The sequence below is a fragment of the Paractinoplanes durhamensis genome, from assembly GCF_016862175.1.
GTDB lineage: Bacteria > Actinomycetota > Actinomycetes > Mycobacteriales > Micromonosporaceae > Actinoplanes > Actinoplanes durhamensis.
Genome location: NZ_BOML01000025.1, coordinates 99,265 through 115,984 on the forward strand (window position 1 = coordinate 99,265; position 16,720 = coordinate 115,984).

Sequence of the window (16,720 nt, forward strand, 5' to 3'; positions counted from 1 at the left end):
TCAGTGCGCCTCGAAAGCCTCGCGGAAGCGGGTCAGCGCCTGCTCCGGGTCGCCGGCGGCCCAGCCTTCGAGGGCCACGACGCCGTCGTAGCCGAGCTTGCGCAGCGCGGCGGCGACCGCCGGGTAGTGGATCTCGCCGGTTCCCGGTTCGCAACGGCCGGGGACGTCGGCCACCTGGATCTCGCCGACGTACGGCAGGGCCCGCTCGACCAGCTCCACCAGGTTTCCCTCGCCGATCTGGGCGTGGTAGAGGTCCAGGTTGAGCCGCAGGTGCGGGCTGCCGACCGCCTCGACCAGGGCGAGCGTGTCGGCCGCCTTCGCGAACGGGGTGCCGGGGTGGTCGACCGCGGTGTTCAGGTTTTCCAGGGTGAACACCCGGCCGGCTCGCTCACCCAGCGCGGCCAGGCGTTCCAGGGTGCGGGCGGCGGTCAGCCACATCGCCGGGGTGACCTCGGTGGCCGCCACCACCGGCAGGCCACGGTCGTCGAGGCCGGTGCCGTGGATGTTCAAGCGGGGGCAGTCGAGCTGCTCGGCCCGCTGCAGCGACAACTCGGCCGTGCAGAGCAGGCGCTCGGCGCCGGCCGGGTCGGCCAGCGTGCCGGTCAGGTAGCCGGTCATCGAGGAGAACGTCGCGCCGGTCTTGGCGAGGACGTCCAGGTCCTTCGTCTGCCAATCCCAGATCTCCACCTCGAAGCCCAGGTCGGCGATGCGCCGGACCCGCTCCGCGAACGGCAGGCCGAGGAAGAGCATCTCGGCGCAGGCGGCAAGTCTCATTTGCCCTCGACTCCCACCGGCCGGCCGGTGCGCACCGACTCGGCGGCGGCCAGCGCGATCGCGAGGGCGGCGCGGGCGTCCTCGCCGGTCGTCGGGGGCGGCGTGCCGGTGCGGATCGCCGCGACGAACGCGGCCAGCTCCGCGGTGTAGGCGCCGGCGAACAACTCCTGGTCGCCGCGGGCGGTCTCGATCATCCGGCCGGCCGCGTAGGAGAAGGTCAGGCCGGTGCGGCGGCCGTCGCCCATGGTGGCCATCCCGCCCGAGCCGAGCACCTCGCCGCGTACGTCGTACCCGTAACTCGCCTCGAAGCACGCCTCCGCCGTCCCGACCGCGCCGTTGTCGAAGCGGATCGTGACCACCGCGGTGTCGAGCAGCCCGCGGTCCCGCCACTCCGGCTCGACCAGGGCGTCGGCGACCGCGAAGACCTCGACCGGTTCCGCGCCCGGGTTGAGGAAGCGCAGCGTGTCGAAGTCGTGGATCAGCGTCTCCAGGAAGATCGTGCCGGGGGCGACCCGGGCCGGGTCGAAGCCGCCCGGGTCGCGGGTCAGCGAGCGCAGCAGCCGGGGTGTGCCGAGCTGGCCGGTGTCGAGCAGGATGCGGGCCGCGGCCCAGTCGGGGGCGAACCGCCGGTTGAAGCCGACCTGCAGCACCACCCCGGCCGCGCGGCAGGCGTCGATGGCCCGGTCGGCGTCGGCGAGGGTGAGCGCCATCGGCTTCTCGCAGAACACGTGCTTGCCGGCCCGGGCGGCCGCCACCACCAGGTCGGCGTGGAAGCGGGCCGGCGCGGCGATCACGACGGCGTCGACGTCGTCATCCGCCCAGACCTGCTCGGGGTCGGTGTAGGCGCGGTCGGCGCCCAGTCGCTCGGCGGCGCCCGGCACCGGGTCGGCCACCGCGGCCAGCCGGGCATCCGGCAGCCGCTGGCGGATCGTCTCTCCGTGGAACGAGCCCATCCGGCCCGATCCGATCAGCGCGATTCTGGAACGTTCCATAGATGCGAGGGTCCGGCCATGGGGATGCCGCGGTCAAGACGTAGGCCTGGAACGTTCCAGGATGTGCGATTACGCTGATCCGGTGCCCGAAGATCGAAGACCGACGCTGTCCGACGTCGCGGCCGAGGCCGGCGTCTCCAAGTCCCTGGTGTCGCTGGTCATGCGGGCCGAGCCCGGCGCGAGCCCGTCGACCCGGCGGCGGGTCCTCGAGGCGGCCGACCGGCTCGGCTACCACCCGGACAGCCGGGCGAGGCTGCTGCGCAGCGGCCACAGCCGCCTGCTCGGCGTCGTCTTCGGCATCCAGCACACGTTCCACGCCGACCTGGTCACCGACCTCTACACGGCGGCCCGGGAGACGGGTTACGAGCTGGCGCTGAGCGCGGTCACCCCCGACCGCGACGAGAAGGAGGCGATCACCGGCCTGCTCCAGGACCGCTGCGAGGCCCTGATCCTGATCGCGCCGCAGTCGACCACGGCCGAGCTGGCCCGGCTGACGACCCGGCTGCCGGTGGTCGTGATGGCCCGCGGGGTGCGCGGGGTCGACGTGGTCCGCAACGCCGACGCCGACGGCCTGCACCTGGCGGTCGATCACCTCACCGGCCTGGGCCACCGCCGGATCGCGCACATCGACGGCGGCCGCGCACCGGGAGCCGCCGACCGGCGCCGCGGCTACCGGTCGGCGATGCAGCGGCACGGCCTTCCTTTAGAAACCCGGATCGTGCCGGGCGGCCTGACCGAGGAGGACGGCGCCGCCGCGGCCCGGATCCTGCTCGACGAAGGCCTGCCGACGGCGGTCGCCGCCTTCAACGATCGCTGCGCGATCGGTGTCCTCGACGTGCTGACCAGGGCACGGGCCGAGCTGAGCGTCATCGGCTACGACGACGACCGGCTGGCCCGCCTCAGCCACATCAACCTGACCACGATCGCCCAGGACACCGCGGCGATGTCCCGCCTGGCGGTGGCTCGGGCGGTCGAACGAGCCGAGCACTCCCCCGCCGGTCGCCGCGAGCTGGTGGTCCCGCCGAGGCTGGTCATCCGCGGCACCACCGGGCCGGCCAGCGCCAGCCCGGTCAGCGCTGCAGCACGGCGTAGGTGACGGCGCCGTAGACATGCGGTGGGCGGCGGCCGGCGAAACAGCGCTGATCGCCGATGCAGGGCTTGCGGGCCCTCGAGCGGAGCGCAAAGGTGAGCAGAGCTGAGGCGGGAGGATGCCGAGTTGACCGATGACTCAGGGCCGGTGGCCGGGCCCTCGGCCGGGACGGTCGCTCGGTGGGTGGAGGTGCACCGGCTGGCGTTGGCCGGTCAGGAATCGGCGATTGCCCAGGACGTCGGTGACCGCGTCGGGCGGGTGTGGCTGGGCAGGTCCCGGTTCGCGGATGTCGCGGCCCTCGCGAGCGGCACCCTGGCTCTCGGCCCCAACGCCCACGCCCACTTCCATCTGGGTTGGGCCCGCTCCGCCACCGGCTTGAGCCAGCCGGCCCTGGCCAGCTACGAGCAAGCCCTGCGCCTGTACCGCGAGGCCGGCGACCACGGCAGCGAAGCGGCCACCTTGACCAACATCGGCAATGTGTACGACCGGCTCGGCGACCGGCAGCAGGCCCTGACCTACCACGAACGAGCCCTGCCCGTGATGCGGGAGGTCGGCTATCGCGCCGGCGAAGCGATCACCCTCAGCAACATCGGCAGCGTGCACGAGAGGCTCGGGGACATACAGCGGGCCCTGGCCTACTACGAATTGGCCCTGCCGATCATGCGGGAGGTCGGCGACCGTTCCGGAGAGGCGACCGCCCTCAGCAACATCGGCAGCGCTCACCACGGGCTCGGGGATCCGCGGCGCGGCCTGACTCACTACGAGCAGGCCCTGCCCATCATGCGGGAGACCGGCCACCGCTCCGGCGAAGCGATCACCCTCAACAACATCGGCGGCGTGCACAACGAGCTCGCCGACCAGGAACGCGGCCTGACCTACTACCGACGGGCCCTGGCCATCACCCGTGAGGTCGGCGACCGCGCCACCGAGGGGACCACTCTCAACAACATCGGCGGCGCCTACGACCGCCTCGGCGACCGGCAGCAGGCCCTGACCTTTTACCGGCAGGCCCTGCTCATCGCGCAGGAGGTCGGCGACCGCGCTGCCGAGGCGATCACCCGCTTCAACATCGCGATGATCCACCGGGCATTCGGAGACCTCGACCAGGCGATCGACGAGCTAGAACGGGTCGTCGACCTCGACCGGCAGGTGGAACACCCGGACCTCGCCTCCGACACCGCCGCGCTCGAACGCCTACGCCAGGAACGGGCGACCTGACGTCCTGGTCATGGGCGTACGTCGCTCGGTGGGTTGCCGCTGATGAGCTGCTTGAGCCAGTCGGGCAGCCGGACGTCCCCGACGTCGAGATCGTAGAAGTCGTCGGACTCGAAGACGCCGTGGCCGTCACCGGGTGCGGTGTAGCTGTGCATCGTCACTCCCGCGGCCTCGATCGCGGTCTCGTTCGCGTCGACCATGGCCGTAAGGCTGCCGGGTATCCAGGCCGCCACCTCCGAGGCCGCATGCGGGTCGGCGGCGTAGTCGAAGCGGGCCAGCACGAGTCGCGGAGCATGCCGGGCCGCCTGAACCCAGAATCGGGGCACGCCCCAATCACGCGCGGCGAGCCCGTTGACGGCCCAGGCCGGCACGGCCGCGTAGGCACCCCAGGCCTTGTCGAGGACCGTGGTGTTGAGGTCCGGGTTGTCGGGCCAGGCGCCGGACTGCCCGCCGAGGACGGTGACCCGGGCATGCGGAAGCCGATCGGCGACCAGCCCGCCGTAGATGGGCGCGGCGATCGACCCGGCGGTCTTGCCGATGACGACGACCTCGGTGGCGTTCGGATAGTGCTTGGTGAGGTAGTCAAGGGCAGCGGTGCCGTTGACGTATCCGCGGTGCTGCACGGTAAGCGTCGGCGAGAGCTTCTGCGCGGCGTTGCCGAGATGCGCGTCCCCGGTGCAGGAACTGACGTAAACGATCGAGTAACCACGGAACGGATTGTCGGCCCGACTTAGGTCAAAGAAGCCGGCTTGGTGGTCCGCCGGCGCCTCCGCGCTCTCCTGACTCCAGTTGTAGAAGTCGTTCTCCCCCGCCGAGTCAGTGCTCTCAAAGCCACACATCCTGACGTCCCAGCAAACGCCCCCACCGTTCAGGAAGAGCACGACCTTGGCCGGATCGGCCGGCCGGTCCCAGAACGAAAACTCACTCCCATCGGCACACTGACAGTCACCGCCCGGCACGACCTTCTGCCAGACGAGCGCGACAGTCGCTGCCGGGGCACCTGGCCGCCGGTCACGCAACAAGGCAAACGCCGCGCCCCCACCCACGACCAGAAGAAGGGCGGCAATGGCTAGGAGCACTCGTCTCGTCACGGCGAGGACGCTACGTAGACCCTCGTCAACTTCGAGTTTCCACAATGTCCACGCCCACAGGTTCAACGGCACAGGTCGGTCGCACGGGTCTTCGGGTGGCGCTTTCAGGCAGTTGCGAGGTCTCACAGGGAACGCCAAGGTGAGACCGCAGAGCCGAGGCAGGGAGGATGCCGCGTTGATAGACGATCCGGAGTCGGCGGCCGGGAGCAGGCAGGCCGGCCTCTCGGCAGCGACGGTCGCCCGGTGGGTAGAGGTGCATCGGCTGGCGGTGGCCGGCCAGGAGCCAGATATGGCACGGTCGGTCGGTGGCCGGGTCGCGCGTGTTTGGCTGCGGTGGTCCCGGTTCGGCGACGTAGCCGCCCTGGCGAATGCGACCCTGGCTCTCGGCCCGGACGCCGGCGCCCTATACGACCTGGGCTGGGCCCAAACCGCCACCGGGGAACCCCGAAAAGCCTTGGTCAGCTACGAGCACGCTTTGCGGCTGTTCCACGAGGCTGCCGACCGTCAGGGCGAAGCAGTCACCCTCAACAACATCGGCAACGTTTATAAACACCTCGGGGAGCGGCAGCGGGCACTGACGTACTATCAGCAAGCTCTCCCCATCATTCGTGCCGTCGGCGACCGCGCCGCCGAAGCGGCCGCCCTCGCCAACATCGGCAACGTCGAGGACGACATGCGGGCCCTTGGCTACTTCGAGCAAGCTTTGGCCATCCAGCGGGAAATCGGCGACCGGGGCGGCGAGGCAGCCACCCTCAATAGCATTGGCCACGGTTACGACGTGCTCGGGCACCAGCCGCAGGCCCTGACCTACTACCTGAATGCCCTGCCCATCCGACGAGAGGTAGGCGACCGCGCCGGCGAAGCAATCACCCTCAACAACATCGGGCACGTGCACAAAGGGCTCGGGGACCAGCCGCAGGCCCTGACCTACTACCTAGGATCCCTGGCCATCATGTGTGAGATCGGCGACCGCACCGGCGAAGCGGTGACCCGGTTCAACATCGCGATGCTCCATCGAGACGAAGGGAACTTGGATCTGGCGATCGCCGAGATGGAAATCGTCGTCGAACTCGACCGGCAGGTCGAACACCCGGACCTCGCCTCCGACACCGCGGTGCTCGAACGGATGCGGGAGACGCGGGCGGAGGCCCGGGAAGCGACCTGACGAACGTCAGAACGGGAAAGAGGCGGGCTGGGCTCGGACCGTTAGCCAGCGGGTGTCGGTGAAGGCCTCGATGTTTGCCTCGGCACCGCCGAAACGGGAACCCGTTCCTGATGCGCCTGTTCCGCCGAACGGGGCGTTGGCCTCGTCGTTTACCGTCTGGTCGTTGATGTGGACGATTCCGGTGGGGATCTTGTCGGCCAGCTCTATGCCGCGCATCGCGTCTCGCGTGACGATGCCCAGGGACAGGCCGTATTCCGTGTCGGTGGCCAGGGCGATCGCCTCCTCGATGGAGCCGAAGCGGGCCACCGGGGCCACCGGTCCGAAGATCTCGCGGGCGAATGCCGGGGTTGACGACGTCACGCCGGCCAGGACCGTCGGGCGGTAGAAGAGGCGGTCGAACTCGCCGCCTGCGGCCAGGCGGACTCCGTCGCCGACGCTTGCCGTCACGATGTCGTGGATCTTGTCGCGCTGGCCGGCGTCGATCACCGGGCCCAGGGCCACCTGCTCCCGCGCCGGGTCGCCGACCGGCAGCTTGGCCGCCTTGTCGGCCAGGCGCTCGACGAAGTCGTCGTAGATCCGCTCGTGGACCAGGTGGCGGCCGGTCGTCATGCAGATCTGGCCCTGGTGGAACCAACTCCCCCACGCTGCCAGGTTGACCGCGGCGTCGACATCCGCGTCGTCCAGCACCAGCATCGCCGAGTTGCCGCCCAACTCCAGGTGGGCGCGCTTCAGGTGGCTGCCGGCGATCGCGCCGACGCGGCGGCCGGCCTCCGTCGAACCGGTGAACGAGATGACCGCCACGTGCGGGTCGGTCACCAGGGCCTCGCCCACGTCGGCGCCGCCCGGCAGGACCTGCAGCAGGCCGTCGGGCAGGCCCGCCTCCTGGAAGATCCGGGCCATGATGACGCCGCCGGTCACGGCGGTTCGAGGATCAGGCTTGAGGAGTACGGCGTTGCCGAGCGCCAGTGCGGGGGCGACCGAGCGGATGCCCAGGATGATCGGCACGTTGAACGGGGAGATCACGCCGACCACGCCGACCGGATAGCGGCGGGTCAGCGACAACCGGGGTTCCTCGGACGGGACCAACTGGCCATAGGGGCGGCTGGGCAGCGACGCCGCCTCCCAGCACTCCTGCTCGGCTACGTGCACGGCGAAGCCGGCCATGCCGGGGATCGCGCCGACCTCGCGCACGTTCCACCAGGTGATCTCCTCGGCGTACGTGGTCCACAGCTGGGCGGCCTTGCGCAGCACCGCCGAGCGGGCCGAGTGCGGCAGGGCGGCCCAGTCGCGTTGCGCCTCGGCGGCGGATTTCGCGGCCCGGGCCACGTCGGCGGGGGTGGCCAGGGCGTACTCGCCGAGGCTCTCGCCGGTGGCCGGCTCGATCACCTGGGTGGTGGCGCCGCTGCCGGGCCGCCACGAGCCGTTCTCGAAGATCAGGTCTTGCCAGCGGGCAGGGTCCAGCAGGGCCATGGTCGGCTCCCTCCACAACGAGTGCGCCGAATCTAGGCCGAGATTTCGCGGCAATCAACACACTGTTTCAGATGTTCGAACGGTAACCCAGTTGGTGGGATATCTCGGCGGCGGTTCGCCGGAGCGGGCCGCCCAGCCGGTTGACCACCGACTCGGCCGAGGTGGTCCAGGTGGTCAGGTGCAGGGCGATGTTGATGGCCGCGACCACCTGGCCGGACCGGTCCCGGATCGGGGCCGCGATCGAGCGCAGCCCGGGCGCGAGCTCCTCGTCGTTGACCGCGAGTCCGGCCTGCCGAACCTTGGCGAGGGCGGTTACCAGCTGTTCCCGTACGGTAATCGTCTTCGGGCCCCGCCGGGCCAGATCCATCCGGTCCAGCAGCGGCCGCAGCGCCACCGGGTCGCGGTAGGCGAGCAGCACCTTCCCCATCGACGTGCAGTAGGCCGGCAGCCTGGAGCCGACGTGCAGGTTGAGATCGACCGCGAGCCCGGCCGTGCGGCGGCTGCGGCGGCGCTCGACGTAGACGATGTCGCCGCCGTCGAGGACCGCCATGCTGGCCGCGCATCCGGTCTCGTCGGAGAGGATCTGCAGGTAGCCGGCCGCCACCCCGGTGATCTCCATCGAGCTGATCGCGGCGAAGCCGAGGTCGACGACGCGCGGGCCGAGCGAGTACTTCCGGGTGTCCGGGTCCTGCTGCAGGAAGCCCAGGTTGGTCAGGGTCGCCACGTAGCGGTGGGTGGTGCTGCGGTTGAGCTCGACCGCGCGGGACAGCTCGGCGATGCCGAGGACCGGCCCGTTCTCCGCGAACTCGGTGAGGATCCGCAGGCCGCGTTCGAGCGACTGGGAGAACGAGGGTGCCGTCATGCCGTCGCACTGTATCAACCGGTGTTCCGGATATTCGAACAACCGATTGACTGTGACCTGGCGCACTCCTAACTTCCTCGGCACCAGTCCTCGCCAGGAGGCAATCCATGGACGTCAGTTCGACTGGACCAACCCGGCGCGACGTTCTCCGCGCGACCGGCCTCGGCATCTCCCTCGCCGCCGCCAGCCCGTTGCTCGCAGCGTGCGGCGGCCTCGGCAGTTCCCCCAAAACCGAAAACACCAAGAAAAACCTAAAAATCGGATTCGTCAGCCCGCGTACGGGAGCGGCGGCGAGCTTCGGCGAGCCGGATGCGTACGTTCTTGATCTTGCCAAAAAGGCAATCAGCGGCGCCACGGGCTACGACGTGCAGATCCTCGACCGCGACAGCCAGTCCAACCCCCAGCGCTCGGCGCAGGTGGCCAACGACCTGATCAACGGCGACCAGGTCGACCTGATGCTCACCACCAGCACCCCGGAGACGGTCAACCCGGTCAGCGACGCCTGCGAGGCGGCCGGCGTCCCCTGTGTCTCGACCGTCGTCCCGTGGGAGGCCTGGTATTTCGGCCGCGGCGCCAAGCCGACCGACCAGAACGCCTACAAGTTCACCTACCACTTCTGCTTCGGCGTCGAGCAGTTCCACAACATGTACACGCACGAATGGCCGCAGGTCACCACGAACAAGAAGGTCGGCGTGATGTGGCCGAACGACTCGGACGGCAACGCCATCCGCGCCGCCCTCGGCCCACTGCTGACCAAGTCCGGCTACACGATCGTCGACCCGGGCGCCTACACCGACGGCACCAACGACTTCTCCGCGCAGATCGCCCGGTTCAAGGCGGAGAACTGCGAAATCTTCAACACGTTCCCGATCCCGCCGGACTTCGCGACGTTCTGGCGGCAGGCCGCCCAGCAGGGCTACCGGCCGAAGATCTGCCAGGTGGCGAAGACCGGCCTCTTCCCGTCCCAGGTGGAGGCGCTCGGCCCGATCGGCATCGACATCGCCGGCGGCGCGTACTGGGCGCCGACCTACCCCTACAAGTCCTCGCTGACCGGGATCAGCAGCAAGGATCTGGGCGACGGCTACCAGCAGGCCGGCAAGCAGTGGAACCAGCAGCTCGGCCCGAGCCTGGCGCTGTTCGACGTGGCCGCGGCCGCGCTGAAGGCCACCGGCGACCCGAAGGACAAGGCCGGCCTGGCCAAGACGATCGGCAGCCTCGACGTGGAGACGCCGATCGGCCGGCTGCAGTGGGGCAAGGGCCCGAACGCCAACGTGGTCGCCACCCCGATCCTCGGCGGCCAGTGGATCAAGTCGACGGACAGCCGCTACCAGGTCGAGTTCGTACTGGTGGAGAACTCGTCCGACCCGAACGTGCCGGTCGCCGCCAAGCTGCGGGAATACGGCGCGTGACCACGGTTCTCGACGGTCACGGCCTGTCGGTGCGCTTCGGTGACCTACAGGTGCTCGACGGTGTCGACTTCGCGGTGCAGCCGGGCGAGGCGGTCGGCATCGTCGGCCCGAACGGCGCCGGCAAGACCACGATGCTCAACGTCCTGGCCGGCGCGATCCGGCCGCAGCAGGGGACGGTGCGGTTCGAGGGGCGCGACGTCACCCGCACGCGCCCCGATCAGCGCTGCCGGATGGGGGTGGGCCGGGCTTTCCAGGTCCCACGCCCGTTCGGCGGCATGACCGTCCTGGAGAACGTGGTGGTCGCCGCCTCCTACGGCGGCGATCTGAAAGGCCGCCGGGCCTATGCGCGGGCCGCCGATGTGCTCGACGAATGCGGGCTCGCCGAGATCGCCAATCGCCGGGCCGAGAGTCTCGGCCTTCTGCACCGTAAGCGGCTGGAATTGGCGCGCTGCCTGGCCACCACGCCGAAGGTGGTGCTTCTCGACGAGATCGGCGCCGGATTGACCGATGCCGAGGCGGCCGAATTGGTCGACGCCGTCCGGCACATCAAGCAGGGCGGCACCGCGATCGTCTGGATCGAGCACATCGTGCACGTCCTGGTTCAGGTGGTCGATCGTCTGGTCTGCATGGACACCGGCCGGGTCATCGCCGACGGCGACCCGGCCGAGGTCCTCAAGGACGCGGTAGTGATCGACGCGTACCTCGGAAAGGCGACCTCATGACCCTGTTGCGCGCCACCGATCTCGGTGCTCGCCACGGCCTGCTGAACGCCGTCCGCGGCGTGAGTTTCGACGTCGCCGAGGGCGAAATTCTCGCCCTTATCGGCGCCAACGGCGCCGGCAAAACCACGCTCCTGCGCACGCTGGCCGGCGCCCATCCGCTTTCCACCGGAACTATTGTGTACGCAGATGAAGACCTCGCCGGGGTCGCGGCTCATGACCGGGTCCGCCGCGGAATAGCGCTGGTCCCGGAGGGCCGCAAGCTGTTCCCGGAGATGACGGTCGAGGAGAATCTCCTGGTCGCCGGGCATCGCGCCCGCCCCGGCCGATGGAATCTCGACACCATCCTGGAGGCTTTCCCGGCACTGCGTCCGCTGCGGGGACGCCTGGCCAGCCGCCTCTCCGGCGGTCAGCAGCAGGCCACGGCCATCGCGCGGGCGCTGATGACCAACCCCCGGCTCCTGCTGATCGACGAGGTCTCGCTCGGCCTGTCCCCCAAGGCCGTCGAGGAGGTGTACGCCAACCTCGCCGCCCTGCACGACGACGACGCCACGGTCGTGCTCGTCGAACAGGACCTCAACCGTGCCCTGTCCACCGCCGGCCGGGTGATCTGCCTGCTCGAGGGCCGGATCGTGCTCGACGCCCCGACCGCGGGCCTGACCCGCGACGAGGTCGTCACCGCCTACTTCGGGTTCAACGCGGCGAGGCAGCCATGACGTACGCAAATGCGGTTTTGCAGGGTGTTTTTCTGGGCGGGCTCTATGCGCTGTTCGCCTGCGGCCTGTCGCTGATCTTCGGGGTCATGCGGATCATCAATCTCGCGCACGGTGACCTGGCCGTTCTCGGGGCCTTCCTGGTCTGGTCGCTGACCACGCACCTCGGCGCCGGTCCGTTCGTCGCGCTCATCCCGGCCCTGCCGGTCATGCTGATCGTCGGCTACCTGCTGCACCGCACGGTGCTCGCCCGGAGCCTGCGGGGTGGACCGCTGACCCCGCTGCTGACCACGTTCGGTCTGGCCATCGTGGTGCAGAACGCGCTGCTCCAGGCGTACTCACCGGATGTTCGCTCGCTCGGCGGCGCCGCCGGTGGCATCGCCACCGGAAGCTGGCGGCTGACCGACCAGATCTCGCTGTCCTACCTGGGGGTGCTGATCCTGGCCACCGCGGTGCTCGTGCTCGGCGGGCTGCATCTGCTGCTGCGCCGCACGGCCTTCGGCCGCGAGATGCGGGCGACCGCCCAGGATCCGGACACGGCCGCGCTGGTCGGGGTGCCTGCCTCTTCGGTGTACGCGAAGGCCACCGCGATCGCCGTCGCCACCGCCACCCTGGCCGGGGTGTTCCTGGCGGTGCGCTCGACCTTCGACGCGTCCAGCGGCCCGACCCAGCTGATCTTCGCGTTCGAGGCGGTGGTGATCGGCGGCCTCGGCTCGCTGTGGGGAACGCTCTGGGGCGGCATGGTCCTCGGCGTGGCCCAGACGATCGGCGCGACGATCGACCCGCAGTACTCGATCCTCGCCGGCCACCTGGTCTTCCTGATCGTCCTGGCCAGCCCGCGCGGGCGATCGCTGTTCGCCTTTCGGCGGGAGGCCACGGCATGAGCGAGCGATGGACCGTGATCCGCTCCGGCACGCCTACCCGGATCTCGGCGTCGGTGCTGGTCGTCGTGGGGATCGCGATGTTCGGGGTGCCGTTCGCGTTCCGGACCGACATCGTCCAGCAGCTCACCACGCTCTGCACCCTGTTGATCATGGCAATGATGTGGAACGTCCTGGCCGGTTACGGCGGGCTCGTCTCGGTGGGTCAGCAGGCGTTCATCGGCTTCGGAGCGTACGCAACGATCTTCCTCACCCAGCGTGACGTGCCCGCCTACCTCGCCATCGTCCTGGCCGCCGTCGCCTCCGGAATCCTGGCGATCGCGCTCGCACCGCTGCTGCTGCGGCTGCGCGGCGGCCAGTTCGCGGTCGGCACCTGGGTGGTCGCCGAGGCCCTGGCGCTGCTGGTCGCGCTGGACGAGGAGCTCGGCGGCGGCACCGGCGTGTCGCTGCGCGGTCTCAACGCGATCACCCCCGACTGGCGCCGCGCGTACACCTATTGGTTGACCCTGGCGTTCACGTTGCTGCTGCTCACCCTGGTTTTCCTGCTGCTGCGCCGGCGGAGCGGCGCCGCGATCCGGGCCATCCGCGACGATGAGGAGGCGGCGGCTTCCCTCGGCGTACGCGTCAAGCCGTTGAAATTCATGCTGTTCGTGCTGGCCGGGTTCGGCTGCGGGGCTGCCGGCGCGCTGACCTTGGCGAACACGCTGTTCATCCAGCCGCAGTCGATCTTCGGCGTGCAGTGGTCGGCCTACATGCTGTTCATGGTGCTGGTCGGCGGGATCGGCACCTACGAGGGGCCGATCCTCGGCGCGATCCTGTTCTTCCTGCTGCAGGACTGGTTCGCGCAGTACGGGGCGTGGTATTTGATCGGCCTCGGCGTGGTGGCGATCGCGTTCGCCCTGTTCCTGCCGCGCGGGCTGTGGAGTCTCGCCGACGATCGACTGCCGTTCCGGCTGCTTCCGGTCGGATACGCGCTGCGTCCGGCCCGATAGCATCGCGTCATGATCACGGTGCTGCACCACATCGGCGGCGAGCGGGTCGCCTCGATCAACGGGCGGCGGCACCCCGATCACGACCCGTGGAGCCGGACGGTTCTCGCCGAGGTCGCCTCCGGTGACGCCGAGGACACCCGGGTGGCGATCGAGGCCGCGCACGCCGCGTTCCCGGCCTGGTCGGCGCTGGCCCCGACCGACCGGCAGCTGATCTTCATCCGGGCCGCCGACGCGCTGGCCCGGCGCCGCGCCGAGGTGATCGACCTGCTCGCCGCCGAGACCGGATGCGGGTCGCACTTCGCCGGCGTCCAGTTCGACTTCAGCCTCGCCCTGCTGCGGCAGGCGGCCGGCCTGGCCCACCAGCCGACCGGGCAGATCCTGCCGACCGACCAGCCCGGCTCGCGGGCCCTGGCCGTGCGCCGCCCGGTCGGGGTGGTGGCGGCGATCGCGCCGTGGAACGCCGCCCTCGCCCTTGCCGGCCGGGCCATCGTCGGGCCGCTCGCGCTCGGCAACACGATCGTGCTGAAGCCGAGCGAGGAGTCGCCGATCACCGGCGGCACGCTGTGGGCCGAGGTGTTCGCCGAGGCCGGGCTGCCGGCCGGGGCGGTCAACGTGGTCACCCACGCCCCCGGGGACGCCGGGATGATCGCCGAGGAACTGGTCACCCACCCCCTGGTCCGGCGGATCAGCTTCACCGGGTCGACGATCACCGGCCGCCGGCTCGCCGAGCTGTCCGCCCGCCATCTCAAGCGCCCGGTCCTGCAGCTGAGCGGGCACAACGCCCTGATCGTGCTGGCCGACGCCGACCTGTCCCTGGCCGTCGACGCCGCCGCCTACGGGGCGTTCGTCCACCAGGGCGAGATCTGCATGTGCGTCCGCCGGATCATCGTCGACCGGTCGATCGCCGAGGAGTTCACCGCCCGCTTCATAGACAAGGTCGCCGGCCTGCCGATCGGCGACCCGCGCGACCCGGCCACCGTGGTCGGCCCGCTGATCAACGAGTGGGCGCTGAGCCTGGTCGCCCGGCGGGTCGAGGAGGCGGTGTCGCTGGGCGCGCGGCTGCTCACCGGCGGGACGCCGGTGCCGCCCTGCTACCCGCCGACCGTGCTCACCGACGTCCCGCCGGAGGCGGAGATCGCGTTCGAGGAGACGTTCGGGCCGGTCGCGCTGCTGGAAACCGTCGACGGGCCGGAGGAGGCGCTGCGCCGGGCCAACTCGTCGCGGTTCGGGCTCACCGCCGGGATCATCTCGGCCGACACGTACGGGGCCCTCGATCTGGCCCGGCGGCTCGAGGTCGGCATCGTGCACATCAACGACCAGACCGTTAATGACGAACCCCACATGCCGTTCGGCGGCGTCAAGGATTCCGGCTGGGGGCGCTTCGGCCTGCAGTTCGCCGGCGAAGACTTCACCGAACTTCAATGGATCACGCTGCGCGACTCGGGAAGATCCTTTCCGTTCTGAACCCTTCGTGCCGCTCGCCCGTACTGCCGGGGGTGGGCGGGATCGTGCCGCCCCCGACCGAAGGGCTGCTGATCTTGCCGTCGACACCCCGGTCCCGGTGGCGCATCCTGCTCGGGAGCGCCATGACCGTCGCTGCCGCCGTCCTCGTCTACCTGGCCCTGGTAGTACCCGACGCCATCGGCCGGATGAAACCCGGCACCTTCATCGAGGGGGCTTTCCTCCGCGTACCCATCGAGATCATCATCGGTGGCGCGATCGTCCTGGCCCTGTCCCCGCGCTGGCGACGGCCGGTGGCCGCGCTGTTCGGGCTCGGCCTCGGCGTCGTGGTGATCCTCAAGGTCCTCAACGTCGGCTTCCGGCAGGTCCTCGGCCGCCGCTTCGACCTGGTCCTCGACCCGCCGCTGCTGCGCGACGGCTACAACGCACTGACCGAGACCGACGGCCGGACGTACGCGAACCTGGCCGTCGCCGCCGCGATCCTGCTCGCCGTGGTCGCGCTGGTCGCCTGCACCTTCGCCGCGCTGCGGCTGGCCGCGGCGACCGCCCGCTACGCCAACCCGGCCCGGCGCACCCTGGTCGGCCTGACCGCGGTGTGGGTGGCGCTCGCGATCAGCGGCATCACCCTGTTCCCGAACGCGCCGGTCGCCTCGGACAGCGCCGCCGACCTGCTCAAGAGCACGGCCAAGTCGGTGCCGGTGGCGATCCGCGACCAGCGCCACTTCGCCGAGGCCGCGGACAGCGACCCGTTCCGCGGGGTGCCGCCCACCGACCTGGTCAGCGGCCTGGACGGCAAGGACGTGCTGATCGGCGTGGTGGAGAGCTACGGCCGCAGCGCGCTCACCGACCCGGCGATGAGCGCCGTGGTCAACCCGGTCCTGGACGCCAACCAGAAGAAGCTCACCGACGCCGGCTTCGCGGCCAAGACCGGCTGGCTGACCTCCTCGACGTACGGCGGGGGCAGCTGGCTCGCGCACGCGTCGTTCCAGTCCGGCCTGTGGATCAACAGCCAGCAGCGCTACCACCAGCTGACCGCCAGCAACCGGATCACCCTGACCAGCGCGTTCCACGACGCGGGCTGGCAGACGGTGGGCGTCGAGCCGGGCAACACGGTCGCCTGGCCGGAGGCGTCGTTCTACGGCTACGACACCATCTACGACTCCCGGAACATGGGCTACCAGGGTGAGCGGTTCGGCTGGTCACGCATGCCCGACCAGTACACGCTGGACTTCTTCCAGCGGAACGCCTACGCCAAGCGCACCAAGCCGCTGATGGCCGAGATCACCCTGACCTCCAGCCACGAGCCGTGGACCGCCATCCCGCAGACGCTGCCCTGGGACCAGATCGGCGACGGCTCGTCCTACGCCGCGAACGCCCTGAACCGCCAGGAGCTGTGGAGCAACCCTTCGAAGACCCAGCTCCAGTACGCCAAGTCGATCGGTTACTCGGTCGACAACCTGATCTCGTGGGCGACCAAGTACGGCGACAAGGACCTGGTCGTCATCATGTTCGGCGACCACCAGCCGATGTCCATCGTGAGCGGCAACAACGCCAGCCACGACATCCCGGTCACGATCATCGCCCACGACCCGAAGGTGCTGGACCGCCTCGCCGACTGGAACTGGGCCGACGGCCTGAAGCCGGCCGCGTCCACGCCGGTGTGGCAGATGGACCAGTTCCGCGACCGCTTCTTCACCGCATTCCGCAGCCAGGGCGGAGTGGCTATGCCCCACCGCTGATACGCGCGAGCTGATGCTGACGCTCCGCTCGGTCCCCGCCCCGGAACCCAGCGCCACGCTCACCCGATCTCCAGGATCTCGGGCTCTGCACTCCCCCACGCCGAGGCCCCGATTTCCAGGATGTCGGGCGCAGCACCCGCGCCAAGG

The 16,720-nt window shown here is 70.2% G+C and carries 15 protein-coding genes; 10 read left to right on the forward strand and 5 right to left on the reverse strand.

Features of this window, described 5'->3' with window-relative positions:
• Positions 1 to 774: a TIM barrel protein gene (locus Adu01nite_RS15335; RefSeq protein WP_203727504.1), complete on the reverse strand. Its 774-nt coding sequence runs from the start codon at positions 772 to 774 to the stop codon at positions 1 to 3.
• On the reverse strand, positions 771 to 1,766 hold the full coding sequence (locus Adu01nite_RS15340) for a Gfo/Idh/MocA family oxidoreductase (RefSeq protein ID WP_203727505.1): 996 nt from the start codon (positions 1,764 to 1,766) through the stop codon (positions 771 to 773). The genes Adu01nite_RS15335 and Adu01nite_RS15340 overlap by 4 nt, the downstream gene beginning before the upstream one ends.
• Before the next feature lie 82 nt (positions 1,767 to 1,848).
• On the opposite strand from Adu01nite_RS15340, the gene Adu01nite_RS15345 reads away from it, so the two are divergent.
• Together Adu01nite_RS15345 and Adu01nite_RS15350 are read left to right on the forward strand one after the other, a co-directional pair.
• Positions 1,849 to 2,862 (forward strand): LacI family DNA-binding transcriptional regulator, encoded by a 1,014-nt coding sequence (locus Adu01nite_RS15345; RefSeq protein ID WP_239132430.1) that lies wholly within the window; start codon positions 1,849 to 1,851, stop codon positions 2,860 to 2,862.
• 120 nt (positions 2,863 to 2,982) lie between these two features.
• Positions 2,983 to 4,074 carry a tetratricopeptide repeat protein gene (locus Adu01nite_RS15350; protein ID WP_239132431.1) on the forward strand — a complete coding sequence of 364 codons (1,092 nt, stop codon included), beginning with the start codon at positions 2,983 to 2,985 and terminating at the stop codon, positions 4,072 to 4,074.
• 8 nt (positions 4,075 to 4,082) lie between these two features.
• Here the strand turns inward: Adu01nite_RS15350 and Adu01nite_RS15355 are convergent, their stop codons facing one another.
• Positions 4,083 to 5,288, reverse strand: a complete 1,206-nt coding sequence (locus Adu01nite_RS15355; RefSeq protein WP_307836634.1) for a pectin acetylesterase-family hydrolase — start codon at positions 5,286 to 5,288, stop codon at positions 4,083 to 4,085.
• 163 nt (positions 5,289 to 5,451) lie between these two features.
• On the opposite strand from Adu01nite_RS15355, the gene Adu01nite_RS15360 reads away from it, so the two are divergent.
• Complete coding sequence (locus tag Adu01nite_RS15360) at positions 5,452 to 6,327, forward strand: tetratricopeptide repeat protein (RefSeq protein ID WP_203727508.1); 876 nt, start codon at positions 5,452 to 5,454, stop codon at positions 6,325 to 6,327.
• Positions 6,328 to 6,333: 6 nt separating this feature from the next.
• Here the strand turns inward: Adu01nite_RS15360 and Adu01nite_RS15365 are convergent, their stop codons facing one another.
• Entirely contained in the window at positions 6,334 to 7,797 is a 1,464-nt protein-coding gene (locus tag Adu01nite_RS15365) for a benzaldehyde dehydrogenase (protein ID WP_203727509.1), read from the reverse strand.
• Between the two features lie 67 nt (positions 7,798 to 7,864).
• Positions 7,865 to 8,659 carry an IclR family transcriptional regulator gene (locus tag Adu01nite_RS15370; RefSeq protein WP_203727510.1) on the reverse strand — a complete coding sequence of 265 codons (795 nt, stop codon included), beginning with the start codon at positions 8,657 to 8,659 and terminating at the stop codon, positions 7,865 to 7,867.
• Between the two features lie 107 nt (positions 8,660 to 8,766).
• Between Adu01nite_RS15370 and Adu01nite_RS15375 the strand changes: the two genes are divergently transcribed.
• The 7 genes from Adu01nite_RS15375 (at position 8,767) to Adu01nite_RS15405 (ending at position 16,573) form a co-directional block, all read left to right on the forward strand.
• On the forward strand, positions 8,767 to 10,068 hold the full coding sequence (locus tag Adu01nite_RS15375) for an ABC transporter substrate-binding protein (RefSeq protein ID WP_203727511.1): 1,302 nt from the start codon (positions 8,767 to 8,769) through the stop codon (positions 10,066 to 10,068).
• Positions 10,065 to 10,790 (forward strand): ABC transporter ATP-binding protein, encoded by a 726-nt coding sequence (locus tag Adu01nite_RS15380; protein ID WP_203727512.1) that lies wholly within the window; start codon positions 10,065 to 10,067, stop codon positions 10,788 to 10,790. Before Adu01nite_RS15375 ends, Adu01nite_RS15380 begins: the two co-directional genes overlap by 4 nt.
• The gene (locus tag Adu01nite_RS15385) at positions 10,787 to 11,503 is read left to right on the forward strand and encodes an ABC transporter ATP-binding protein (RefSeq protein WP_203727513.1); all 717 of its coding nucleotides are present in this window, start codon (positions 10,787 to 10,789) and stop codon (positions 11,501 to 11,503) included. Before Adu01nite_RS15380 ends, Adu01nite_RS15385 begins: the two co-directional genes overlap by 4 nt.
• The gene (locus tag Adu01nite_RS15390; protein ID WP_203727514.1) at positions 11,500 to 12,384 is read left to right on the forward strand and encodes a branched-chain amino acid ABC transporter permease; all 885 of its coding nucleotides are present in this window, start codon (positions 11,500 to 11,502) and stop codon (positions 12,382 to 12,384) included. Before Adu01nite_RS15385 ends, Adu01nite_RS15390 begins: the two co-directional genes overlap by 4 nt.
• Positions 12,381 to 13,373, forward strand: coding sequence for a branched-chain amino acid ABC transporter permease (locus Adu01nite_RS15395; protein WP_239132432.1), 993 nt, complete (start codon positions 12,381 to 12,383; stop codon positions 13,371 to 13,373). The genes Adu01nite_RS15390 and Adu01nite_RS15395 overlap by 4 nt, the downstream gene beginning before the upstream one ends.
• Positions 13,374 to 13,382: 9 nt before the next feature.
• Positions 13,383 to 14,837: an aldehyde dehydrogenase family protein gene (locus tag Adu01nite_RS15400; RefSeq protein WP_203727515.1), complete on the forward strand. Its 1,455-nt coding sequence runs from the start codon at positions 13,383 to 13,385 to the stop codon at positions 14,835 to 14,837.
• 122 nt (positions 14,838 to 14,959) lie between these two features.
• Positions 14,960 to 16,573, forward strand: a complete 1,614-nt coding sequence (locus tag Adu01nite_RS15405) for a sulfatase-like hydrolase/transferase (protein ID WP_203727516.1) — start codon at positions 14,960 to 14,962, stop codon at positions 16,571 to 16,573.
• Positions 16,574 to 16,720: the final 147 nt, after the last annotated feature.